This window comes from Streptomyces sp. NPDC107471 (genome assembly GCF_055582845.1).
Genome location: NZ_JBVJPC010000005.1, coordinates 288,376 through 313,587, shown reverse-complemented (window position 1 = coordinate 313,587; position 25,212 = coordinate 288,376). Strand labels below are relative to the sequence as shown.

General features: G+C 74.4%; 10 protein-coding genes. 2 read left to right on the top strand and 8 right to left on the bottom strand.

Going from position 1 to position 25,212, the window contains the following annotated elements; all coding sequences use genetic code 11:
* Positions 1 to 95: 95 nt before the first annotated feature.
* Both ACZ66S_RS18845 and ACZ66S_RS18840 read left to right on the top strand, forming a co-directional pair.
* Positions 96 to 833 carry an ABC transporter ATP-binding protein gene (locus ACZ66S_RS18845; protein ID WP_469902633.1) on the top strand — a complete coding sequence of 246 codons (738 nt, stop codon included), beginning with the start codon at positions 96 to 98 and terminating at the stop codon, positions 831 to 833.
* On the top strand, positions 827 to 3,268 hold the full coding sequence (locus ACZ66S_RS18840) for an FtsX-like permease family protein (protein WP_469902632.1): 2,442 nt from the start codon (positions 827 to 829) through the stop codon (positions 3,266 to 3,268). The genes ACZ66S_RS18845 and ACZ66S_RS18840 overlap by 7 nt, the downstream gene beginning before the upstream one ends.
* Positions 3,269 to 3,510: 242 nt before the next feature.
* Here ACZ66S_RS18840 and ACZ66S_RS18835 read toward each other — a convergent pair whose 3' ends face one another.
* From ACZ66S_RS18835 to ACZ66S_RS18800, 8 genes are read right to left on the bottom strand one after another with little or no spacing between them, the layout of a single operon-like run.
* Positions 3,511 to 4,476 carry a TauD/TfdA family dioxygenase gene (locus tag ACZ66S_RS18835; RefSeq protein ID WP_469902631.1) on the bottom strand — a complete coding sequence of 322 codons (966 nt, stop codon included), beginning with the start codon at positions 4,474 to 4,476 and terminating at the stop codon, positions 3,511 to 3,513.
* Positions 4,473 to 5,246, bottom strand: coding sequence for a 4'-phosphopantetheinyl transferase family protein (locus ACZ66S_RS18830; RefSeq protein WP_469902630.1), 774 nt, complete (start codon positions 5,244 to 5,246; stop codon positions 4,473 to 4,475). The genes ACZ66S_RS18835 and ACZ66S_RS18830 overlap by 4 nt, the downstream gene beginning before the upstream one ends.
* A 44-nt stretch (positions 5,247 to 5,290) precedes the next feature.
* On the bottom strand, positions 5,291 to 6,244 hold the full coding sequence (locus tag ACZ66S_RS18825) for a TauD/TfdA family dioxygenase (protein ID WP_469902629.1): 954 nt from the start codon (positions 6,242 to 6,244) through the stop codon (positions 5,291 to 5,293).
* Between the two features lie 4 nt (positions 6,245 to 6,248).
* The gene (locus ACZ66S_RS18820; protein WP_469902628.1) at positions 6,249 to 7,022 is read right to left on the bottom strand and encodes a thioesterase II family protein; all 774 of its coding nucleotides are present in this window, start codon (positions 7,020 to 7,022) and stop codon (positions 6,249 to 6,251) included.
* Positions 6,985 to 8,265: an MFS transporter gene (locus ACZ66S_RS18815; RefSeq protein ID WP_469902627.1), complete on the bottom strand. Its 1,281-nt coding sequence runs from the start codon at positions 8,263 to 8,265 to the stop codon at positions 6,985 to 6,987. The genes ACZ66S_RS18820 and ACZ66S_RS18815 overlap by 38 nt, the downstream gene beginning before the upstream one ends.
* Positions 8,262 to 9,179 carry an ornithine carbamoyltransferase gene (locus ACZ66S_RS18810; RefSeq protein ID WP_469902626.1) on the bottom strand — a complete coding sequence of 306 codons (918 nt, stop codon included), beginning with the start codon at positions 9,177 to 9,179 and terminating at the stop codon, positions 8,262 to 8,264. Before ACZ66S_RS18810 ends, ACZ66S_RS18815 begins: the two co-directional genes overlap by 4 nt.
* A gap of 40 nt (positions 9,180 to 9,219) precedes the next feature.
* Positions 9,220 to 20,028, bottom strand: a complete 10,809-nt coding sequence (locus ACZ66S_RS18805; protein ID WP_469902625.1) for a non-ribosomal peptide synthetase — start codon at positions 20,026 to 20,028, stop codon at positions 9,220 to 9,222.
* Positions 20,025 to 25,190 carry an amino acid adenylation domain-containing protein gene (locus ACZ66S_RS18800; protein WP_469902624.1) on the bottom strand — a complete coding sequence of 1,722 codons (5,166 nt, stop codon included), beginning with the start codon at positions 25,188 to 25,190 and terminating at the stop codon, positions 20,025 to 20,027. The genes ACZ66S_RS18805 and ACZ66S_RS18800 overlap by 4 nt, the downstream gene beginning before the upstream one ends.
* Positions 25,191 to 25,212 lie beyond the last annotated feature (22 nt).

The following is a 25,212-nucleotide window of genomic DNA, read 5'->3' as shown; positions in this document are numbered from 1 at the left end:
CCCACAATGGCCGTGCCGGCGCCGGCTCCCCGAGCCCCGAACCCTCCGTCCCGCCCTGGTGCGCGGGAGGACCGACACCGAACGAGTTGGGACAGATGAACAACGACGCCATCCAGTTGCGCTCCGTCAGCAGGAGCTACGGGTCGGGCGACAGCGCCGTGACGGCCCTCGACCAGGTCTCCCTCTCCTTCCCGCGGGCCACCTTCACCGCCGTCATGGGCCCCTCCGGGTCCGGCAAGTCGACCCTCCTGCAGTGCGCCGCGGGACTGGACCGGCCCACCTCGGGCTCGGTCTCGGTGGGCGGCACCGAACTGACCAAGCTCAGCGAGACCAAGCTGACGCTGCTGCGCCGCGAGCGCATCGGGTTCGTCTTCCAGGCGTTCAACCTGCTGCCCTCGCTGACCGCCGAGCAGAACGTCGCCCTGCCGCTGCGCCTGGCCGGCAAGCGGGTGGCGAAGTCCCGGGTCCGCGAGGTGCTCCAGCAGGTCGGGCTCGGCGACCGCGCCCGGCACCGGCCGAGCGAGATGTCCGGCGGCCAGCAGCAGCGCGTCGCGCTGGCCCGCGCCCTGATCACCCGCCCCGAGGTCCTGTTCGGCGACGAGCCGACCGGCGCCCTGGACTCGCAGACCAGCCGTGAGGTACTGGCCCTGCTGCGCTCCATGGTCGACAGCGAGGGCCAGACGATCATCATGGTCACCCACGACCCGGTGGCCGCCTCCTACGCCGACCGCGTGGTCTTCCTCGTCGACGGCCGCGTCAACGGCGAACTGATCGGCGCCGGCGCGGACGACATCGCCGCACGCATGACCAAGCTGGAGGCCGTGCCGTGCTGAGCGTCGCCCTGCGCACCCTGCGCACCCGCTGGGTCACCTTCGTGGGCAGCTTCGTCGCGCTCTCGCTGGGCGTCGCCCTGCTCGCCGTGATGGGCCTGGCCCTCGCCTCCTCCCTGGACGCGCCCGAGCGGCAGCCGGAGCGGTTCGCCGCGGCACCGGTCGTCGTCCAGGGGCAGGACACCCTGACCGTGCCGACCTCGATCGGCGACCGCACCCAGAAGCTCGCCCACCCCCGGGCGGTGCCCGAGGAGACCGTGGCCGAGCTGCGCCGGCTCGGCACGGTCGTCGAGGACCGGTCCTTCCCCGTGCGGGCCGCGAAGGGCCCCGGCGACCTGGTCGGGCACCCCTGGTCCACGGCCGCCTTCGCGCGGTACGACATCGACGCGGGCCGTGCTCCCCGCGCGGCCGGCGAGGTCGTCGTCAGCGGCGACTGGGCGCGCCCCGGTGAGCGCGTCACGACCGACCGCGGCACCGTGACGGTGGTCGGCACCGCCGCCTCGCGCGGCTTCGAGGACGCCGTCTTCTGGACCGACGCCCAGGCCGCCGAACTGTCGCCGAAGAGCACCCAGGTGGTGGTCGAGGCGGACGCGAAGGACGTCCGCGCGGCCGTCGCCGGCCAGGACCTCCAGGTCCTCACCGGCACCGACCGCCGGCTCGCCGACGCCGACCCGGACCGCGACAGCGAGGCGCTCACCGCGATGAACGCCATGTTCGGCACCGCGGGCGGGGTCACCGCGTTCGTGTCGGTGTTCGTGGTGGCGTCCACGTTCGCCTTCGCGGTCGCCCAGCGGCGCCGGGAGTTCGGCCTGCTGCGCACCGCGGGCGCCACCCCGGGCCAGGTCCGGCGGATGGTGTTCGCGGAGGCCCTGGTGGTCGGCGTGCTGGCGTCGGCGGCGGGCTGTGTGCTGGGCGCGTACGGCGCCCCGCAACTGGCCGCGTGGGTGGTCGACGGCGGCCTCGCGCCCGAGTGGTTCACCATCGGCGACTTCACCTGGCCGTACCACATGGCCTTCTGGACCGGACTGCTCGTCGCGCTGCTCGGTGTGATCGCCGCGTCCTGGCGGGCCGGCCGCACCGGGCCCACCCAGGCGCTGCGCGAGGCGTCCGTGGACACCAAGGCGATGACGTGGGGCCGCTGGCTGTTCGGGGCGGGGCTGCTGCTGACCGCGGCGGTCACGCTGGGGCTCGCCCTGGTCTCCGACCCCGGTGAGCTGCTGCACCGCAAGACGTATGTGAGCCGTCCGATGCTGCTGATCACCGCGATCGCGCTGCTCGCGCCGATCCTGGTGCGTCCGCTCACCCGGCTGATCGCCTGGCTGCCGGCCCAACTGCCCGGCGCGGGCGGGATGCTGGTGCGGGAGAACGCCGCCGCGGGCATCCGCCGTACCGCGGCCGTCGCTGCGCCCGTCCTGGTCACCGTCGCCCTCGCGGGTTCGCTGCTGGGCGCCACGGCCACGCTGAACGAGGCGAAGGCCACCGAGACGCGGGAGCAGACGGCGGCGTCGTTCGTCGTCACCCCGGCCGGGGACACCGGGTTCGACGCGGCGACCGTGCGGAAGCTCGAAGCGGTCAAGGGGGCCGTGGTCTCGGCCACCTCGTCGAGTGCCGTGTACGTCCTGGAGGACGGCGTCGCCCTCATCAAGTCCGAGGCCCGCGCGGCCGAGGCGGGCCCGCTCGCCGAGACCGTGCGCCTGCCGCTGGCCGCCGGGAAGGTCAGCGACCTCGACGACGGCTCGATCATCGTCAACGAGGAGTGGGAGAAGCACACCGTCGGCCAGCGCGTCGACGTGTGGCTCGGGGACGGCACGAAGAAGTCGTTGCGGATCGCCGCGGTGATGACCACCGGCACCGGCAACAACGGCGCCTACGTCACCCCCGCCAATGCCCCCGGCGCGAGCGTCGACCGCGTCGACGTGACCGTGGCCGACGGTGGTGACCGGGCCGCCGTGGCCGCCGCACTCACCAGGGCGGGCGGGCACGTCCTCACCAGGAGCCAGTGGGTGCAGGCCAGTTACCCCGAGACCAACCGGACCACCCGGTACGGCTTCATCCTGGTCCTCGGCATCGCCCTCCTCTACACCGGGATCTCCCTGGCCAACACGATGGTCATGGCGACCTCCGACCGGGTGCGCGACCTGGCCGTGCTGAGGCTGGCCGGGGCCACCCAGTGGCAGGTGCTGCGGCTGGTCGCCGGCGAGGCCCTGATGGTCGTCGTGGTCGGCGGGGTGCTGGGGCTCCTGGTCGCCGGGCTCAATCTGGCGGGCATGTGGAGCGCGCTCGGCCTGCTGTCGGTGTGGAGCCCGGTGGAGATGCCGTGGGCGGAGCTCGGGGCGACCGTGGGCGCGTGTGCCGTGCTCGCGGTGGTGTTCTCCGTCGCCCCGGCCGGGCTGGCCATGCGGCGCCGGGCAGTGGAACTGGCCGGCATGCGGGAGTGACTTCCGGACCGGCGCCGATCGGTACCTCCCCCGTCTCGGTCGGCGCCACCCCGCTCGCGGGCCCACCCCGGGGCCCTCGGGCGGAACGACGGCCGAGCCGCCTCTCGCAGGGCGACCCGGCCGTCGTGCTGTCTTTGTTCACACGCCGGTCCGCCGCGGCCGTCCGGGGCATGTTTCACGTGAAACGACGGCCGGTCGCCCCCAAGTCGGGGGCGACCGGCCGTCGTTCGGGCACAGAAAAATCAGGCCGCGGGGTCGTACACCTCCGCCATCGCGACCGCGATCTTCCGCGGACCGGTGAACGGCTCACGGCCGTGGGCGGCCAGCATGTTGTCGACGATCAGGACGTCGTCGCGCTGCCAGTCGAAGCGGGTGGTCGCCGAACGGTAGGCGGCCCGCAGATGGGCGACGGTCTCGTCGGGGACACGGCCGCCGTCGCCGTAGTAGGTGTTGGTGGGCAGGTCCTCGTCGTCGAAGATCTCCCGCAGCCCCTCCTGGACCTCCGGGGCCAGCGAGGTGACATGCCAGAAGGTGGCGTGGTTGAACCACACCTGCTCGCCGGAGCCGGGGTGGGTGTGCACCACGGGTCGGACGGCCGTCGTGCGCAGGCCGCCGTCGGACCGCCACTCGGCCGTGATGCCCTTGGCCCGGCAGTACTCCACGACCGCGTCCCGGTCGGTGGTGTTGAACGCCTGCTGCCACGGCACCCCGAAGTCGGCGTGGAAGTTGCGCACCACCCGCCAGCCGCCGCGTCGTACGAACTCCTCGCGCACCGCCGGGTCGATGGCCCGGTACACCTCGCGGATGTCGGCGAGCGGGGTCGCGCCCTCGGTGAGGGCCGGCTCGATGCAGTAGAAGTACAGGGTGTTCGGCCAGACGGCCTGGTAGGAGTTCTCGTTGTGCAGGAAGATCTCCTCGTCGGCCGGGTAGTCCGTGGACGTGTAGACCTGGCCCTTGATCGTGGAGCGCGGCGAGGAGCGCTCGGCGTAGGTCAGCGGGGCGCTGCCGGAGAAGCCGCGCACCACGGTGTCGAAGCCGTCGACGCCGCCGACCTCGAAGCCGCGCAGCAGGATCGCGCCGCGCTCGCCGAGGACTGCGCGAAGCTTGTCGCGGTGCTCGCGGATGTAGTCGTGCACCGACGTGCCGGGCTCGCCCGTGTACGCGACGGCGGTCGTGTCCTGGACGGTGGTGTCCTCGATGGCGGTCATGGGACCAGTACCTCTCTCGTCCGTGTCTCCTCTGCCGGTTCCTGGTCGTAGCGCCGGAACACCACCGGGCCGGTGGCGCCCGCCTCCCGGGCCAGGGCCGCGAACACCCCGTCGACCACCGGCAGGTCCTCCACCACCCAGGTGTCGGGGCCGGTCGGCTCGGTGTGGGCGACCAGGACCGGACCGTCCTTCGCCGGCTGTACGTCGACCTCGCTCAGGTCGGTGATGATGCCGACGCCGATCGCTTTGACCACGGCCTCCTTGCGGGTCCAGCACCGGAAGAAGGCGTGGGTGCGGGCGGGGCCGCCGGGCGCGGACAGGATGTGGGCCAGCTCGGAGGCGCTCATCACGAACCGGGACGCGCCCTCCACGTCCAGGGTGCGGTCGTCCTCCAGGTCGACGCCCACCTGGTGGCCGACGACCACGGCCAGCAGCCAGTGCGGGCCGGAGCGCGAGAGGTTGAAGTCGAGGTCGGTGGGCGGCCAGTCGACGCGGGGCCGGCCGTGCTCGGGGTGGGCGCAGCGCGGGCACGGGCGGCGGCCGAGGACCACCTCGCGCGGGGGCACGCCGAGGTAGCCGGAGAGCACCCGGCGCACGGCCGTGTGAGCCGCCGCGTACCGTGCCGCGGCCGCCTCCGGCAGCCGCCGGACCATCGCGGCCTCGTCGTCCGACAGCAGGTCGGTGGCGCCGGGGGCGAGCGTGTCGGGCGCCCGCCCCCGCCAGATGTGGACCGCGTCGTGGTCCCTGAGCTGTTCGTATGCGGCGGTCATCGCCTCAGTCCGTTCGTCGGTGGGTCGAGCGTCGGCGGCCGGGATCAGTCCGACATCGCCACGAGGACCCGGCGGTCGCCGGTGAAGGGGCGGCGGCCGTGGGCGAGCAGGATGTTGTCGATCAGCAGCAGGTCGCCGGTGCGCCAGTCGACGTCCACGGCGTGCTCCAGGCCGCGGTCGCGGATCTGCACGACGTACTCGGCGGGAATGGGGCTGCCGTCGGCGAAGGTGACGTTCTGCGGCAGGTCGTCCTCGGGCAGGATCTGCGCGAGCGCGGCGGCGGTGTCGTCGCCGAGGCCGGCCGGGTGCCACTGGTCGGCCTGGTTGAACCAGGTCTCGGTGCCGGTGACCGGGTGCCGGGTGGTGGCCGGGCGGATCGAGGTGACGCGGATGCCGCCGTCGGCCTTCCACTGCCACTCGGCGCCGGTCGGGTCGAGGAAGGCCTCGACCTCCTCGCGGCTGGTGGTCTCGAAGGTGTCCTGCCAGCTCTTGCCGAGGCCGTAGCCGTCGTGCAGGTTCTGCACGTAGCGCACCCCGCCGGCGAAGGCCTCGCGGACCTCGCGGTCCAGGGAGTTCAGCCACAGCTCGGCGTCGACGACCGGGGTGGCGCCGCCGCTGCCCGGCTGGATCTGGCAGTAGAAGGCGAGCCGGGCGGGCCAGGCGTGGGCGTAGCTCATCTCGTTGTGCATCGAGATGGTGAACTCCTGCGGGTACTCCGTCGAGGTGTAGACGTTGCTGCCGACCTTGGTGCGCGGGGAGTTGCCGTGCACGTAGGCGAGTCGGTTGGGCAGCAGCAGGTCGAGGACCTCGTCCAGGCGGTCGGGGGTGACCCCGAAGCCGCGGAAGACCAGGCCCTTCTCCTGGGTGAGCAGCCGGGCGAGCTCGTCCGGGCCCATCTCCTTGAGCCGGGCGAGGAGTTCGTCGGCGCCGCCGACGCCCTCGGACTCGAGGTCCAGCGGCGTCCAGATGGTCTCGCGGGTCGTGTCGCGGGTCGTCATGGGGTCATGCCTCCAGGTCCTTGGTGAGGTCGGCGACCAGTTCGGCCTCCCGCTGGGCGAGGTAGAAGTGGTCGCCCGGGTAGGTGCGCAGGGCGAAGTCGGCCGTGTGGGTCAGTTCGGCCCAGGCCAGTACGTCGTCGGGGTCGCAGCCGGGGTCCTCGGTGCCGAGGTGCGCGGTGATCGGGGCCCGGGTGCGGCGGGGCGGGGACGCGGGCCGGTAGTTCTCGATGAGGCGGTAGTCGGCGCGCAGGGCGGGCAGCAGCAGTTCGCGCAGCTCCGGGATGTCGTAGACCTCGGAACCCAACGAGCCCAGCCTGCGTACGCCGGCGACGAGTTCGTCGTCGCCGCGCAGGTGCAGTCCGGTGGGGCGGGCGCGGTGCGGGGCGGAGCGGGCCGACACGAACAGGCGCCGGGGCACCACCCCGTGCCGCTCCTCCAGCCGCAGCGCGGTCTCGTAGGCGACGGAGGACCCCATGCTGTGCCCGAACAGGGCGAGGGGCCGGTCCAGGAGGGGCAGCAGGGCCGCGGTGACGGCGTCGGCGAGCGTGGCCATGTCCTCGGCGCAGGGCTCGGCCAGCCGCTCCTGCCGGCCGGGGTAGCGGACGGCGACCAGCTCGACGTCGTCCGGGAGGTGGGCGGGCCAGGTGTGGAAGAGCTGGGCGTTGCCGCCGGCGTGCGGGAAACAGACGAGGCGGAGGCGGGCGGCGCGCCTCGGGGGGTGGCGGCGCAGCCAGGGGTCCTCACGCTCGGTCGGCGCGGTCTTCGTCGGGTGCGTCATCCGTCAGCTCTCCCTTCAGATCCGGTGCCAGTGCGGCGACCACGGCCAGGACGGCCATCGCACCGGCGATCGTGCGTACGGTGGGCAGGGCGCCCCAGGCGGCGAGGAGCAGTCCGCCGGCGAAGGAGCCGACGGCGTTGGTGCCGGAGCCGATCAGCCCCGCGGCGGCGGCCACCCGGCCCTGGAGGGCATCCGGCGTGGTGCGGACCTGGTAGACGGCGGCGGCCACGTTGAAGACCGCGCCGACGAAACCGGTCCCCGCGTACAGGGCGCCCAGGGCCACCGGGCTGCCGGTGAGCCCCATCGCCCCGATGAGCAGGGCCCAGGACACCGCGCCGGCGATGAGCAGCGTGCGCTGCCGCGGGACACGGCGCTGGAGCCGGCCTCCCGCCAGCGCCCCGCACAGTCCGCCGACACCGCCGATGCCGACCACGACGGCCAGGGTCTGCGAGGGCAGCCCGGCCTCCTTGATCCGCAGGACCAGGGCGAGCGCGAGCATCTGGAACAGCACGTTGGTGGCGGCGACGTAGCCGAGGGCGGACCGCAGGAACCGCTGCCGCCACAGCCACCGCAGCCCTTCGGCGACCTCGCCGGCGAGCCGGGAGGAGCGGTCGGCGCCGTCGGACCGCTCCTCCTGGAACGGCTTGCGGATCAGCAGCAGGCTCACCGCCGAGACCAGGTAGCCCACCGCGCCGAAGGCGAAGGGGAGCGCGCGGCCCGCCGACTGGAGCAGCACCCCGGCGGGCTGGCCCAGCAGGCCCGCCGCCCGGCCCCGCGCCTCGTTCTGGGCGAGGGCGGCGGGCAGTTGGGAGGCCGGGACCAGGTTGCGGACGGCACCGCGTTCGGCGAGCCGGTAGAACACGGCGAGGGACGCCTCCGTGAAGGCCACGGCCGCCAGGTGCGCCACCGACAGCCGGCCCGCCGCGAGGGCCAGGGCCACGCTGCCGACCGCCGCGATCCGGCCCGCCTCGCAGCCCAGCATCACCCGGCGCCGGTCCCACCGGTCCACGACCGCCCCGGCCGGCAACTGCACCAGCAGCAGCGGCAGCAGCGCGGCCGTGGACACCACCGACATGGCCAGCGGCGACCCGGTGTGCCACAGCACGATCAGCGGGTACGCCACCGAGGTGACCCGGGTGGCCAGGAACGACAGGCTCGCCCCCGACCACAGCAGCAGGAAGTCGCGGTTGCGGCGCAGCGGCGGGTCGGCCGCCACCGCACCGGCGGCCTCGGTCAGGGTCATGTCCTGCACCACTCCAGGACCGCCATCGCGCTGTGCATCTTGTTCTCGGCCTGGTCGAAGGCGATGCTCGCGGGCCCGTCCAGGACCTCGGCGGTGACCTCGTCGCCGCGGTGCGCGGGCAGGTCGTGCATGAACACGGCCTTCGGGCTGCTCTCCCACAGCGCCGACGTCACCTGGAACGGCGCGAACAGCGTGCGCCAGTCCGGGTCGGGCTTGCTGGTGCCGGTGGTCTGCCAGCGGGTGGTGTAGACGACGTCGACGTCGGCCGGCAGGTCCGCCATGTCGTGCCGCTCGCGGAACACCGAGCCGTACCGGGCGGCCTGCTCGGCGGCACGTTCGCGGAACCGCTCCGCCAGGCCGTACCCCGCCGGGGTGCGCAGCTCCAGCTCGGCGCCTGGGAACCGGGTCAGCGCGAGCGCCAGCGCCGACGCGGTGTTGTTGCCCTCGCCGACGTAGAGCACCCGCAGGCCCTCGACGCGGCCGAACTGCCGGTGCAGGGTGGTCAGGTCGGTGAGCGCCTGGGTGGGGTGCTCGTCGGCGGACATCGCGTTGACGACGGCCATCCGGTCCTGGGCGGCCCAGGCCCGCATCTCGGCGGGGTCGCCCGCGGTGCGTGCGACCAGCACGTCGAGCATCCGGGACATCACCCGCCCGGTGTCCTCGCTGGTCTCCCCGGTGTTGAGCTGGAGGTCGCCGGGTCCGTAGGTGACGAGCTGGGCGCCGAGCCGCAGCGCCCCGCTGGAGAAGGCGGTGCGGGTCCGGGTGGACGTCTTGCTGAAGTAGACGCCCACCACGTCCCCGGCGAGCGGGGCGGGGCGGCCCGCGGTGCCGGCCGAGAAGGCGGCACCGCGTTCCACGAGGGCGTACAGGTCGGTGTCGGTGAGGTCGTCGATCGAGATCAGATGCCGTGTCACGAGTTCCTCCTGAGGGGAGCGGTGGGAGAGGGGCCGCGGGTCATGCCCGCTCCTCGTCGGTGACGACCGGGGCGAGGACGGCCGGAAGGTCGTCGGAGTCGCCCGCGGCACGCCAGTCGCCGGCCAGCCGCCCCTGCCCGAACGTGCCGTCCTGACGGCCCAGTTCGGCGGTGAGGTGCTTGACGACGGCCTTGCCCGAGTCGGCGTTGGTCAGCGCGACGAAGCCGGTCCCGGCGTGCAGGCGGCTGATCGCCATGTTCCAGTAGCCGGTCGGCTCGCCCCCGTGGCCGAACTCCAGGTCGTCGCCGCTGTCGTCGACGATCGTGCCCAGCCCGTAGAAGGTGCCGGTCTCGCCCGCCAGCAGCTCCCTGGCCAGGGCCTGCGGGACGGGTGCGCCGGGTGCGCCGAGCAGCGCGTCGCGTACGGCGAGGGTGAACCGGGCGGCGTCGGCCGCCGTCGTCCACAGGCCCGCCGCCGCGAGGTGGGCCCGGCGCCGCCAGCCGCCCTTGAGGGGGGTGCCGTGGGCGTCGTGGCCGAGGGCCACGGGCAGGCCCGCGGTGTGCGGGTGGTCCTGGTCGAAGCTGGTGTCGGCGAGATCGAGCGGGTCCAGGACCAGGCGCCGCATCAGCGGTTCGAAGGCCTCGCCGGTGGCGTCCTCAAGGACCTGCTGGAGCACCCAGTAGTGCGTGCTGCTCTTGCGGAACACCTCTCCCGGCGGCAGTTCGCGCCGCACCCTCGGCGTGGTCACCGGGGGCCTGCCCTCCAGCAGGTCGAGGAGCGTGGGCAGCTCCTCGCCGGGCCGGAAGCCGACGCTGCGGTGGCGGGCGAGCCCGGCGCGGTGCCCGAGCAGGTGCCGTACGGTCACCGGCCCCGGGGCCTGCGGGTCGTCGGCGAGCTGCCAGCCCGTGAGGTAGGTCGAGATGTCCGTGTCGAGGTCGAAAACCCCCTCGTCCACCAGGCGCAGCACGCCCAGCGCGGTCACGTGCTTGCTGATCGAGCCGACCTGGAACAGGGTTCGCGTGGACACGGGCACCTCGGTGCCCGCGGCGAGCACGCCGTGCCCCTCCACGGCCACGACCTTGCCGTCGCGGATGACGGCGAGGGCGACACCGGGGACGTGGTGGTCGGCCATGACGGCGTCGATGCCCTCGACGGCCGGAGCCCGCGGCGGGAGCAGGGCGGCGACCTCGGCGGCCGCCTCCCCGCCGGCCTGGGCGAGCAGCCGGGACAGCAGCTCGGCGGGCACCTCCACCGTGGCGGGGGCCTCGACCGTGGCGGGGGCCTCGGCCTCCGGCACCTCCACCGCCGGCTCGAACGCCGGTGCCTCGACCGCCGCTGCCTCGACCGCAGGTTCCTCGACCGCTGGGGTCCCGGGTGCCGCGTCCTGCATGTCCTCGTCCACCGCGGCCGCCAGCTCGATCAACGTGTCGTGCTGGTACATCCGGTAGATCGAGATGGCGAGCCCCGTCGCGCGGGCCGCGGCCAGCACCTTGATCATCAGCAGCGAGTGGCCGCCGAGGTCGAAGAAGCGGTCGTGGACGCCGATCTGCTCGACGCCGAGGACCTCGCTCCAGATGGCCGCGAGGGCCTTCTCGGTCGGGGTGCGCGGCGGTACGTGGTCGGTGCCCGTGCGCAGGTCGCCCCGGTCGGGGGCGGGCAGGGCGCGCCGGTCGACCTTGCCGTTGGCGTTCAGCGGCAGGGCGTCCAGGGCGATGAAGGCCGCGGGGACCATGTAGTCGGGGAGCCGCAGCGCGCAGTGCGCGGCGAGGTCCTCCGGCGACGCCCCGGTGCCGGTCCAGTACGCGACCAGGCGCCGGTCCCCCGGCACCGGCTCGTGCACGGAGACGAACGCCTCGCGCACCGCCGGGTGTCCGGTCAGCACCGACTGGATCTCGCCGAGCTCGATCCGGTAGCCGCGGATCTTGACCTGGTCGTCGATACGGCCCAGGAACTCCACGTTCCCGTCCGGCAGTTGGCGGACCAGGTCGCCGGTCCGGTACAGGCGGCCGGGACCGAAGGGGTCCGGCAGGAACCGCTCGGCCGTCAGGTCCGGCCGGCCCGCGTACCCACGGGCCACCCCGGTACCGCCGACGTACAGCTCCCCGGCCACCCCGACCGGGACCGGCCGCATCGCCGAGTCCAGCACGTACACCCGCATGTTCGGCAGCGGGCGCCCGATCGGGACGACCTCGCGGCCGACCGGTTCGGTGACCGGGAAGACCGTGGAGCCGACGGAGGCCTCCGTGGGGCCGTACTCGTTGATCAGGCGGCCCGGTCCGAGGATGTCCAGCGAACGGTCCGCGGTGGTGCCCGGCAGGGCCTCGCCCGCGACGACCGTCACCGCGGCCAGCTCGTCCGCCTGCTCGGTGGTGAGCTGTTCGGCGAGCAGGTCGAGATGGCCCGGGGTCAGCTTGACGAAGCTGTACGGGGCTCCGGCGAGCAGCGCGCGGCCCAGGTCCGCCGGAGCGGTGTCCTGCGCGACGGTGAAGACGCGCTGGCCGGTGACCAGGGGACCCCACAGGTTGGGGACGATCAGGTCGAAGGCGACCGAGGAGAACATCGGCGCCCCGCCGGTCCCCCGGGAGGCCAGCTCGCGGGCCGCCCAGGCCACGTGGTTGACCAGGCCGCGGTGCGGCACCTCGACGCCCTTGGGGACGCCGGTCGAACCGGACGTGAAGATGACGTAGGCCAGCGCGTCCAGGTCGTCGCGGCGGGCGGGGGCCTCAACAGGCATCCCCTCACCGGCCGTCGAGGCGAACAGCACGTCCGTGCCGTCGAAACGGTCCGCGTACGCCTGCGAGGTCACCGCCACCCGGGCGCCCGCGGTCCGCACGATCGCGGCGACCCGCTCGGCCGGGTAGGACGGGTCGACCGGTACGTAGGCGCCGCCCGCCTTCCACACCGCGAGCAGCGCGGCGATCAGGTCGGGGCCACGGTCGAGCTGGACCGCCACCCGGGCCTCGGCGTCCACGCCCCTGGCCCGCAGGGCGTGCGCCAGCCGGTTGGCATGGGCGTCGAGCTCGGCGTACGACAGGGTCCGCTCGCCCAGGGTGACGGCGGGCGCGGCCGGGACCCGGGCCGCCTGGGCCTCGAAGAGCCGGAGCACGTCGGCGGTCTCGGCCTCGTGGGCGGTGTCGTTCCACTCGACGAGCTGGCGGTGGAGTTCGTCGTCGGCCAGCGGGACCGCACGGGCGTCACCGGAGGGGTCCTTGGTCATCGCGTCCAGGACGGCCGCGTACAGCGCGGTCAGGCGGTCGGCGTTCGCCCGGGACAGGGCGTGGGTGTGGGTGGTCATCAGCAGGTACCCGGAGACCGCGGAGACCGCCAGGTCGAACTCGGTGGCGCCCTCGCCGGAGCTGGCGTCCAGGTCGACGCGGTCGGTGTCGACGTGGTCGAAGTCCTGGTAGCTGAAGCGGACGTCGAGCAGGCGCTCCACGCCGGCGTCGTGCTGGATCGCCGGCATCGGGTAGCGGCGGTGCTCCCACATGCCGGCCTCGTGGGCGAAGACCTCGCGGACGAGCTCCTCCCAGGTGCGGTCGCGGTCGGCGTCGAAGGCGAACGGCAGCGTGTTGAGGTACATGCCGTAGACCCGGTCGGCGCCCGGTGCCTCGGGGCGGGCGCTGAAGACCAGCCCGGAGTGGAAGCGGTCCTCCTCGGTGAGCAGGCTCAGTGTCCTGAGGTGGGCGGCGAGCAGCACGCTCTTGATCGAGACGCGGGCCCGGGCGGCCAGGGCGCGCAGCCCGGCGTCGAAGGGCCTGAGCGCGACCGCGACCCGGAACCGCTCGCGCTCGGCGGTGCGGTCGCCGGCCCAGGCGGACGGCAGGGAGAAGCGGGCGTGTCCGCCGGTGACGTGCTGCCAGTGGTCGCGGTCGGTCTCCGATTCCAGTGACCGCAGTTCGGCGGCGACGAAGTCCGCGTACCGCACCTGCGGTGCCGCCACGGTGACCCGCTCGGCGCCGTCGCGCACCCGCCGGTACTCGTCCAGCAGTTCCATGAGCAGTGCGCGGTGGCTCCAGCCTTCGGTGATGGCGTGGCAGACGGTCAGTCCGAGCCGCCAGCCGTCGTCCTCGACGTGCGCGGTCATGCGCAGCAGCGGGGCGTGCTCCAGGTCGAAGAGGTCGGCGCGCTCGGCGGCGACGAAGGTCTCCACCGCGGTGTCGAGCGCGGCCTTGTCCAGGCCCCGCAGGTCGTGGACGGCGACCGGGATCCCGGCCTCCGCGTGCACGACCTGGAGCGGCTGCGAGAAGCCGTCGAGGTGGAAGGAGGTGCGCAGCATCTCGTGCCGGGCGGCGACCGTGACGGCGGCGGCGCGCAGGGCGGCGGCGGAGAACGGCACGGACTCGGTGATCCGGAACGACGACACGTTGTGGTAGGCGTGCCGGTCGTCCGCCAGCATCTCCAGCACCATGCCGAGCTGCACCTGGGTCAGCGGGTAGGCGTCCACCGCGTCGGCCGGCAGCGCGGCCCGGTCCCCGTCCGCGATCAGCGCGAACCGCTCGACGGGCACATCCACCTCGGTGCGCGCGGGGCGCCCGGTGAGGAACTCGGCGAGCTCGGCGACCGTACGGTGCTCGAAGACGTCCCGGACCCCGATGTCGAAGCCGGCCGCGCGCAGGGCCCCGACCAGGGCCACGGCCCGGATGGAGTGCCCGCCGATCTCGAAGAACCCGTCCTCGACACCAACCCGTTCGAGGCCGAGGACCTGCGCCCACACCTCGGCGATGCGCTCCTCGGTCACCGTGCGCGGGGCGATGTACCCGTCGTCGGCGGCCTCTGCGGTGTCGGGGGCGGGCAGGGCCCGCCGGTCGACCTTGCCGTTGGCGTTGAGGGGCAGCGCCGGAAGGGGGAGCAGGGCGGCCGGGACCATGTACTCGGGCAGCCGGTCGCCCAGGTGTGCCCGTACGGCGTCGGGGGCGGCCTCGGCGGGGGCGTAGTAGGCGGCGAGCTCACCGTCGTACGTCGTCACGAACGCCTCGCGGACGGCGGGGTGCTCGGTGAGGACGGCCTGGATCTCGCCGAGCTCGATCCGGTAGCCGCGGATCTTGACCTGGTCGTCGATACGACCGAGGAACTCCACGTTCCCGTCAGGCAGTTGGCGGACGAGGTCGCCGGTCCGGTACAGGCGGCCGGGACCGAAGGGGTCCGGCAGGAACCGCTCCGCCGTCAGGTCCGGCCGGCCCGCGTACCCACGGGCGACACCCGTCCCGCCGACATACAGCTCCCCGGCCACCCCGACCGGCACCGGCCGCATCGCCGAGTCCAGCACGTACACCCGCATGTTCGGCAGCGGGCGCCCGATCGGCAGGACGTCGAGGGCGCAGTCCTCCGGAACCGGGAAGACGGTCGATCCGACGGACGCCTCGGTGGGACCGTACTCGTTGATCAGACGGGTCCCCGGAGCCAGGGCGCGCCAGCGTTCCAGGGTGGCGCGGGTGAAGGCCTCGCCCGCCACCACCAGGACCGGCGCCAGGGCGGCCGCCTGGTCGGCGGTGAGCTGCTGGGCCAGCACGTCCAGGTGTCCCGGCGTCAGCTTGACGAAGCTGAACGGGCCCGCGGCCGCCAGGTGTTCGCCCAGGTCGGCCATGTCGACGTCCTGGCCGACGGTGTGCACCGCCTGGCCGGTGACCAGCGGGGCCCACAGGTTGGGGACGACCAGGTCGAAGGCGACGGAGGAGAACAGCGGGGCCCCGCCGGTGCCGTGCGGGGCGAGCTCGCGGGCCGCCCAGGCCACGTGGTTGACCAGGCCCCGGTGGGTGACCTCGACGCCCTTGGGGACGCCGGTCGAGCCCGAGGTGAAGATGACGTACGCCAGCGTGTCGAGGTCGTCGCGGCGGGCCGGGGCCGCGGCGGGCCGGCCCGTGAGGTCCGGGAGTTCGGTGAGCGTGGCCACCGCGGCGGACGCCTCGCCCATCGCGGCCACCCGGGCGTCCGGATACGACGGGTCCACCGGCACGTAGGCGCCGCCCGCCTTCCACACCGCGAGCAGCGCGGTCAGCAGCTCCGGGCCGCGGTCCAGCCGGACCAGGACACGGGACTCGGGCCTGACGCCCCGCTCGCGCAGGAGGTGCGCCAACTGGTTGGCCCGCCGGTCGAGTTCGCCGTACGACAGGGAGCCGCCGGCGTGCCGTACCGCCGCCGCCCGCGGGGTGCGTGCCGCCTGCGTCTCGAAGAGCTGGAGGACGGTGGCGGTCTCGGCCTCGTGGGCGGTGTCGTTCCACTCGACGAGCTGGCGCTCCCGCTCGCCCTCCGGCAGGAAGGTGGCGCGGGCGTCGCCCTCCGGGTCGGCGGCCATGGCCTCGAGGACCTGGCGCAGCATCTGCGCGAGGCGGTCCGTGCCGGTGCGGCTCAGGGCGCGCGGGGAGGCGGTCAGGACGAGGTGTCCGACGCGGGCGGAGACGCCGAGCGGGAACTCGGTGGGGCTGTCGTCGATGCTGGCCAGGTAGTCGACCTGGGCGCGGTCGACCTGGTCGAAGTCGTGGTAGCTGAACCGCATGTCGATCAGCCGTTCGCCGTCGGCGAGTTCGCGCTGGATGACCGGCATCGGGTAGGTGCGGTGCGGCCACAGCTCGACCTCGCGGGCGAACACCGAGGCCACCAGCTCGCGCCAGGTGCCGGCCGCCGTGCGGTCGTGGGCGAAGGGCAGCGTGTTGAGGTGCATGCCGTAGACGCGGTCGGCGCCGAGGACCTCGGGCCGGGCGTTGCAGACCAGGCCGGAGAAGAAGCGGTCCTCCTCGGTGAGCATGCTCAACGTCTTGAGATGGGCCGCGTGCAGCACGCTCTTGAGGGAGGCGCCGGCCTTGGCGGCCAGGGCGCGCAGGCGGTCCTCCAGGTCGTGGAAGGGGACCGGGACGCGGTAGGGGGCGCCGGTGTCGTCCGGGGCTCCGCGCCAGGGGGCGGGCACGGCGAGCCGGGCGTACCCGTCGACGACGGACTGCCAGTAGGCGCGGGAGTCCCCGGAGTCGAGGACCTCCAGTTCGGCGGCGACGAAGTCGGCGAACCGCACGGCCGCGCGCTCCGGCTCCGGGGCGTCGGTGCCGTCCACCAGCCGGTCGTACTCCTGGAGCACCTCCATGAGCAGCGAGTGGTGGCTCCAGCCGTCGAGGATCGCGTGGCACTCGGTGTTGGTGATCCACCAACTGCCGTCGCCGGCGGTGTGCGCGTGCAGCCGCAGCAGCGGCGGGGTCGCCAGGTCGAACAGCCGGGCCCGCTCCTGCTCGGTGAACTCCCGCAGGCAGGCGAGGAGTTCGTCCTGGCCGAGGTGGGAGAGGTCGCGGGCGCCGACCGGCATCTCGGCGTCGGCGTGCACCAGTTGGAGGGGGACCGAGTAGCCGGTCAGGTCGAAGGAGGTGCGCAGGGCCTCGTGCCGGGCGACGACCCGCGCGGCGGCCGCACGCAGCGCGTCCTGGTCGAAGGGGCGCTCGTCGCGGATCCGGAAGGAGGTGACGTTGTGGTACGGGTGCTTGCCGTCGTCGGTGAGCATCTCGACGACCATGCCGAGCTGCACCTGGGACAGCGGGTAGGCGTCCACCAGGCCGTCCGCCGGGAGCTTCGCCCGGTCCTCGGCGCCGATCAGCGCGTACGGCTCGACGGTGCGGTCGGCGTCGGCGGGGGCCGGGCGCCCGGTGACCAGCTCGGCGATCCGGGCGACCGTGCGGTGCTCGAAGACGTCCCGCACGGCGAGGTCGTAGCCGATCGCGCGCAGTCGTCCGACCAGGGTGACCGCGCGGATGGAGTGGCCGCCCAGCTCGAAGAACCCGTCCTCGACGCCGACCCGCTCCAGGCCCAGCACGTCCGCCCAGACCTCGGCGACGCGTTCCTCGGCGACCGTGCGCGGGGCGACGAAGGCGGCGCCGCCGAGGGCCTCCTGGCCGGGGGCGGGCAGGGCCCGCTTGTCGAGCTTGCCGTTGGTGGTCAGCGGCAGCGCGTCCAGGGCGACGAAGGCGGCCGGGACCATGTACTCGGGCAGTCGGGCCGCCAGGTGGGAGCGGAGCGCGCCGGGCTCGGGCGCGGTGTCCGCGGCCGGGGTCACCCACGCGACCAGGCGCTTGTCGCCCGGGGTGTCCTCGCGGACCAGGACGACCGCGTCCCGCACGTCCGGGTGGCCGGCCAGCGCGGTCTCGATCTCGCCGAGCTCGATGCGGAAGCCGCGGATCTTGACCTGGTCGTCCATGCGGCCGAGGAACTCCAGGCTGCCGTCGGGCAGCCGGCGCGCCAGGTCGCCGCTCCGGTAGAGCCGGGAGCCGGGCGGGCCGTACGGGTCGGGGACGAACCGTTCGGCGGTCAGGCGCGGCCGGTTGAGGTAGCCGCGGGCCACGCCGGGCCCGGCCACGTACATCTCGCCGGGCACGCCGACCGGGACCGGGCGGGCGTGCGCGTCCAGCAGGTAGACGCGGAGGTCGGCGAGCGGGTGGCCGACGGGGTTGCCGGCCCGCGGGTCGAGGTCCGCCCCGGTGATGCGGTGGTAGGTGGTGTGGACGGTGGTCTCGGTGATCCCGTACATGTTGACCAGGGCCACCCGGTCCAGGCCGAACCGCTCGGCGAACGGCCGCAGTTCGGAGACCTCCAGCTTCTCGCCGGCGAAGACGACCGCGCGCAGCGACAGCTCGGCGTCGGTGTCCACCAGCGCACGGAACGCGGTCGGCGTCTGGTTGAGGACGGTGACCTGCTCCCGGACCAGCAGGTCCAGGAACTCCTCCGGCGACCGCGTCACGGCCTGCGGGACGACGACCAGGCGGCCGCCGAACAGCAGCGCGCCCCACATCTCCCACACCGAGACGTCGAAGGCGTAGCTGTGGAACAGCGGCCACACGTCGGTCTCGGCGAAGGCGTAGTGCTCGTGGCCGCGCGCCAGGAGGCGGGCGACGTTGGCGTGGGTGAGGGCGACGCCCTTGGGGCGGCCGGTGGAGCCGGAGGTGTAGATCGTGTAGATCAGGTTCTCGGGGCTGCCCGGGACGCCCGGGTCGGTGCCGGGCAGGCCGTCCAGCGGGTCCCGGTCAAGGAGCAGCAGGTCCACGTCGAAGAGGTGGGCGTGGTCCGAGACGGTGACGACCACCGGGGCCTGGGCGTCCTCGACGATGTAGGCGAGGCGGTCGGCCGGGTTGGCCGGGTCCAGCGGCAGGTAGCCGGCACCGGACTTGAGGATGCCGAGGAGGGCGGGGATCAGCTCGATGCCCCGCTCCAGGCTCAGGCCGACCAGGGTCTCCGGGCCGACACCCTTGGCGATCAGGGCGTGCGCGACACGGTTGGCGCGGGCGTCGAGCTCGGCGTAGGTCAGATGGGTGCCCTCGAAGGACAGGGCGGTGCGGTGCGGGGTGCGGGCGGCCTGCTCGGCGAACAGCTCGTGCACGCGCCGGGTCACCGGGGCCTGCTCGCGGGGCGGGCCGAGCAGCACGGCCCGCTCCTGCTCGTCCAGGATCTCCAGCGCGGACAGCGGGGCCTCGGGGGCGTCGGCGACCGCGTGCAGCAGCCGGACCAGGTGGCCGGCGAGGCGCTCGATCGTCGTACGGTCGAACAGGGCGGTGGCGTACTCCAGTTGGCCGCCGAGCGAGCCGTCGGCGCCCTCGCGGACCTGGAGGTCGAGGTCGAACTTGGCGACCCCGCCGGAGCCCGCGAAGGGCTCCGCGTCGACGCCGGGCAGGTCGAAGGCGGCGCCGCGGTCGCCGTGCAGGGTGAAGGCGACCTGGAAGAGCGGGGTGCGCGACAGGTCGCGTTCGGGAGCGAGGGCCTCGACGACCTGGGCGAAGGCCACGTCCTGGTGGTCGTAGGCGTCCAGGACCGTGGCGCGGGTGCGGGCCAGCAGGCCGGTGAAGGACGGGTCGCCGCCGAGGTCGCCGCGCATCACCAGGCTGTTGATGCCGTAGCCGATGAGCTGCTGGAGCTCGGGGCGGCCGCGCCCGGAGACCACGGTGCCCACCGCGATGTCGGTGCGTCCGGTGTGCCGGGACAGCAGGGTCTGCCAGGCGGCCAGGAACAGCATGAACAGCGTGCTGTCCCGGTCGGCGGCCAACTGCCGCAGGCGGGCGGCGAGCGGGCCGGGCACCGCGAAGGGGACCGTGTCGCCGGCGCCGTCGCGGACCGGCGGGCGGGGCCGGTCGGTGGGCAGCTCCAGCGGCGGCAGGTCGGCGAGCGCGTTCCGCCAGTGGTCGAGGTGCCGGGCGACGACCTCCTCGGTCATCGTCGTGCGCTGCCAGGCCGCGTAGTCGGCGTACTGCACGGCGAGCGGGGCCGGGGCGGCGCCCGTGTACAGCTCGCTCAGCTCCTGGCCGAAGACCTGGGTGGACCAGGCGTCGCAGGCGATGTGGTGGAAGACGACCGCGAGGACGTGCTCGTCCTCGCCGACCCGGACGAGCCGGCCGCGCACGGGCCAGTCGCGGGCCAGGTCGAAGGTGCGGGCCAGGTCGGCCTCGACGAGGGCCCGCACCCCGGCGTCGTCGGCGGCCGTGGCGTGCGCGAGGGGCAGCGGCCGCGGCGCGTCGACGACCTGCACGGGCTCGTCGCCGGCCAGTTCGTAGCGGGTGCGCAGGATCTCGTGCCGGTCGACCACCCCCTGCCAGGCCCGTTCCAGCGCCTCGGTGTCCAGGGCGCCGCGCAGCCGCAGCACCAGCGGCACCAGGTACTCCGGGCTGTCCGGCTCCAGCCGGCTGAGGAACCACATCTGCTGCTGCCCGTACGACAGCGGCAGCGCGGCGGTGCGGTCGGCGCGGGGTATCTCCGCGCGGCGCGGGGCGGCGGCACCGCGGCCCGCGAGACGGCGCCTCAGCAACTCCGCGCGCAGCGCGTCGGCCTCGGTACCGGAACCACCGTCGCCGCCGCCCGTCACGACGGGCCTCTCCATTTCCCCGGTGCTCATGCCTGCTGCTCCTCGGTGTGCGATGCGGTGTGGGGGCGGACGGTGGTCTGCGGTGCGCCGCCGGTCGCGGGGGCCTCCGCGGTCCCGGCGGCCTCGGACAGCAGCTCGCTGTCGGACAGCGCCGCCACCTCGGCCATGACCCGTTCGGTGACCGTCGCGGCGAGCTGGGAGATCGTGGGGCCCTCGAAGACCGTGCGGACGGCGAAGTCGATGCCGAACTCCTGCTGGATGCGGGAGATGAGCCGGATCGCGAGGATCGAGTTGCCCCCGATGTGGAAGAAGTTGTCGTGCGCGGAGGCCTGCACGCCGAGCAGTTCGGTCCAGACCCCGGCGATCCGCTCCTCCACGGGCCCGTCCGGCGCCACGTGCGCGGGCCCGTCCTCGCGGCGGCCCGGTTCGGGCAGGGCCCGTCGGTCGACCTTGCCGTTGGCGTTGACCGGGATCGCGTCGAGCGCGGTGAAGGTCGCCGGGATCATGTACTCCGGCAGCCGGGCCGCGAGACGCGCGGCGAGGTCGGGCAGGTCGGCGCCGGGCACGGCCGGGACGGCGTAGCAGGCCAGGGCCGGTTCGCCGGTCTCGGGACGGTGGACGACCACCACGGCCTCCCGGATCTCGGGGTGCTCCTCCACGACGGCCCGGATCTCGCCGGGTTCGACGCGGTAGCCGCGGATCTTGACCTGGTCGTCGAGCCGGCCCAGGAAGGCCACGTGCCCGTCCGGCAGCCGCCGCACCAGGTCCCCGGTGCGGTACAGCCGGGCACCGGCGGCGCCGTAGGGGTCGGGCACGAACCGCTCGGCCGTCAGCTCGGGCCGGCCGGCGTACCCGCGGGCCACGCCCGTGCCGCCGACGTACAGCTCGCCCGCGACACCGACCGGGACCGGCTCCAGGGCCGGGTCGAGGACGTACATGGTCATGCCGGGCAGGGGGCGGCCGATGGGCAGGACGTCGGGGACCGGTTCGGCCTCGTCCTGCGGCACCGGGAAGACGGACGTGCCCACGGAGGCCTCGGTGGGGCCGTACTCGTTGAGGAGCAGCATGTCGGGGGCGAGCTCCCGCCAGCGCTCCAGCGCGGCCCGGGTGAACGGTTCGCCCGCCACCACGGTGAGCGGGGTCAGCGAGCCCGCCTGCGCGGGGGACAACTGGTGGGCGAGGATGTCGAGATGGCCCGGGGTCAGCTTGAGGAAGCTGAAGGGGGCCGCTTCCGACAGCCGCTTGCCGAGCTCCGACATGTCGGTGTCCTGCGGCAGCAGGAACAGCCGCTGGCCGGTGACCAGGGGCGCCCACAGGTTGGGGACGACCAGGTCGAAGGCGACCGAGGAGAACAGCGCGGCACCGCCGTAGTCCCGTCCGGCGAGGTCCCGCGCGGCCCACGCCACATGGTTGGCGAGGCCCCGCTGGGTGACCTCGACGCCCTTGGGGACACCGGTCGAGCCGGAGGTGAAGATCACGTAGGCGAGCCGGTCCGGGTCCCGGTCCCGCGCGGGCGCGGCGGCGGGCCGTACGGCGATCTCGGCGGCGTCGGTGTCGAGCCGCAGCACCCGCAGGGGCTCCACCCCGGCGAAGCGCTGCTCGTACGCCGACGAGGTGACCGCGGTGCGCACCCCGGCCGCCCGGCACATCGCGGCGACGCGCTCCGCCGGGTAGGACGGGTCGACCGGCACATAGGCGCCGCCCGCCTTCCACACCGCGAGCAGGGCGGTGACCAGTTCGGGGCTCCGGTCGAGCAGGACGGCGACCCGGCGCTCGGCGCCCACGCACAGGGTGCGCAGATGTTGGGCGAGCCGGTTGGCGGCGGCGTCCAGTTCGCCGTAGGAGACGGTCCGTTCGCCGAAGGCGAGGGCGGTGCGGTCGGGGTGGCTTCGGGCCCGCTCCTCGAAGCGTTCGAGGACGGTGCGCCCGTCGGGCTCCCAGGCGGTGTCGTTCCAGCCGTGCAGGAGCTGCCGGCGCTCCTGCTCGCCGAGCAGGTCGAGGGCGCCGAGCGGGGTGTCCGGACGGGCGGCGACCTGGTCGAGGAGGGTGAGGAAGTGGCCCGCCATGCGTGCGGCGGTGCCCCGGTCGAACAGCGAGGTGGCGTACTCCAGGACGCCGTCCAGGGCGCCCTCGGGGGTCTGCCGCATGAACAGCGACAGGTCGGTCTTGGCGACCTGCCAGGCCTCGGTGAACGCGGCCAGGTCCGCGTCCTCGGTGACGACACTGGTCACGCCCTCGCTGTGCAGGTCGAAGGCGACCTGGTAGAGCGGGGTGCGGGACAGGTCGCGCTCCGGCTGGAGCTCGTCGACCAGCCGCTCGAAGGGCAGCTCCTGGTGGACGAAGGCGGCGCGGGCCGCGTCCCTGACCCTGACCAGGGCCTCGGCGAAGCCCAGGTCCGGGGTCAGACCGCAGCGCACGACGAGCGAGTTGAGGAAGAAGCCGACCATGTGCTCGGTCTCGGGCCGGGTGCGCCCCGCCACCGGGGTGCCGACCGGCACGTCCCAGCGGCCGCTCCAGCGGGCGACGAGGGTGGCGTACGCGGTCAGCAGCGTCATGAACGGTGTGGCCCCGTGCCGGCGGCCGAGCTCGGTCAGGGCGGCCGCGGTCCGCTCGGGCACCCGCAGCGGCACGACCGCGCCGCGCGGGTCGCGGACCGCCGGGCGGGGCCGGTCGGCGGGCAGCTCCACGGGTTCGACGCCGTCGAGGGCGGCCCGCCAGTGCGCGAGCTCCCCCTCGACGAACTCCTCGGTGAGCCGGGCGTGCTGCCAGGCCCCGTAGTCGGCGTACTGGAGCTCCAGGGCGGGCAGCCCGGGCGCGCGGCCCTGCGTGCGGGCCGCGCACAGCTCGCGCAGCTCCTGCTCCAGGACGACCGTGGACCAGCCGTCGCAGGTGATGTGGTGCAGGGTCAGCAGCAGCAGGTGGTCCTCGCCGGGCAGCCGCACCAGCAGGGCCCGCCACAGCGGCCCCTCGGCCAGGTCGAAGCCCTGGGCGAACTGCTCGGCGAACAGCCCGGACACCTCGTCCCGGCCCGCGTCCTCGACCCGCAGCTCGACCCCGGCGGTGCCGGGGGCGTCGATCACCTGCCGTACCTCGCCGCCCTCGGCGAGGTACCGGGTGCGCAGCGGCTCGTGGCGGGCCGCCAGCGCGTCCAGGGCGGCGCTCACGTCGGCCGGGCCGAGCCCGGCGGGCAGCCGCAGGAAGAGCGGGGCGACCCATTCGGGGCTGCCGGGGTGCATCCGGTCCAGGAACCACAGGCGGCGCTGGCCGGAGGAGAGGGGGAGTTCGGCGGTGCGGGCGACGGGGAGGACGGGGGGCTCGTCGTCGACGGACGTCCCCTCGGACCCGGCGGCAGCGGCGGACGTCCCCGCACCGTCAGCGGCGGCGGCAGCAGCGGACCCTCTGGCACCGTCACCGGCGGCAGCCGAGGGGCCGCCCGCGCCCGGCACGCCCAGCAGTCGCGCCTGGGCCTCGACCGTCGTCGCGCCGAACAGCCCGCGCAGGGAGATCTTCTCGCCGGAGGCCGCGCGCAGCCGGGCGGCGAGCCGGGTCAGTTGCAGCGAGGTGCCGCCGAGCGCGAAGAAGTCGTCGAGCGCGCCCACCTGTGCGCGGCCCAGCAGCTCCGCCCAGACCCCGGCGACCAGTTCCTCCGCCGCGTCGCGCGGGGCGACGGAACCGGCCCGCGAGGCGGCGACGATCTCGGCCGGCGTGGGCAGCGCGGCACGGTCCGCCTTGCCGCTCGGCAGCAGCGGGAAGGCGTCCAAGACGTGGAAGAAGGACGGCACATGGCTCTCGGGCAGCCGCTCGGCGAGGAAGGCCCGCAGCTCGGCAGAGCCGGGCGCGGGGCCGTCGGCCGTCAGGTGCGCCGCGAGCCGCCTGCCGCCGTCCTCGCCCTGGTACGGCACCACGACGGCACCGGTGACCGAGGGGTGCGCGGCGAGGGCGGCCTCGACCTCACCGGGTTCGATGCGGACGCCGTTCACCTTGACCTGGTGGTCCAGGCGGCCGAGGTACTCCAGCGTGCGGTCGGCCCGCCAGCGCACCTGGTCCCCGGTGCGGTAGAGCCGGGCCCCGGACTCGTACGGGTCGGGCACGAAGCGCTCGGCGGTCAGGTCGGGCCGGCCCGCGTACCCGCGGGCGACGCCGACGCCGCCGACGTACAGCTCACCGGGGACGCCGACCGGCACGGGCGTGCCGGACGGGTCGAGGACGAGCACCTTCAGGCCGGGCAGGGGGCGCCCGATCGGGACGGGCCCGCTCGTGACGGCGGGGTCGGCCGCGAAGGCGGTGACGTCGATGGAGCACTCGGTGGGGCCGTAGGTGTTCCACACCTCCAGCTCCGGGCCCGCCAGCTCCCGTACGCGCGCGACGAGTTCGGCGTGCAGGGCCTCGCCCGCGGAGAACAGCAGCCGGAGCGATCCGCAACCGCTCCAGTCGCCCTCCTCCACCAGCAGCCGCAGCACCGAGGGCACGACCTGGAGCACGGTGACGCCGTGCTCGGCGACGGCCCGCAGCAGCCCGGCCGGGTCGCGTTCGGCGCCGGCCGGGGCGAGCACCACCGTGCCGCCGCCGACCAGCGGAGCGAAGATCTCCCAGCCGGCCGCGTCGAAGCCGACGGTGGTCTTCTGCAGCACCCGGTCCCCCGCGCCCAGGGCGTGCCGCTCGACCGTCCAGCCGACCCGGTTGGCGATGCCCGCGTGGGTGACGGCGACGGCCTTGGGCTTGCCGGTCGAGCCGGAGGTGAAGATGGCGTACGCGACACCGTCCGGGTCGGCGGCGGGCAACGGCGCGCCGGCGTCCGGGAGTTCGCGGGCCGCGTCGGGGTCGACGCGGCGGGCGCCCGCCTCGGTCACCGGGTGCTCCAGTTCCGGTCCGGCGAGCACCAGCCCGGCCCCCGACTCGCGGATCAGCGAGGTCAGCCGGGCGGTGGGCTGGGCCGGGTCGAGCGGCACGTAGCCGGCGCCCGCCCGCCACACGCCCAGCAGCGCGACCACCAGGCCGAGGCCGCGGGGCAGGCTCACCCCGACGAGCGTCTCGGGCCCGGCGCCCAGGTCCCCGAGGAGGCGGGCCATGCGAGCGGACGCGCGGTCCAGCTCGTCGTACGTCACCGCCCGCTCGCCGTCGACGACGGCGACGGCGTGGGGCGTACGGAACGCCTGCTCGGCGAAGCGTTCCGGAAGCAGTTCGGCGTTCACGGCAACTCCTGTCACAGACCTG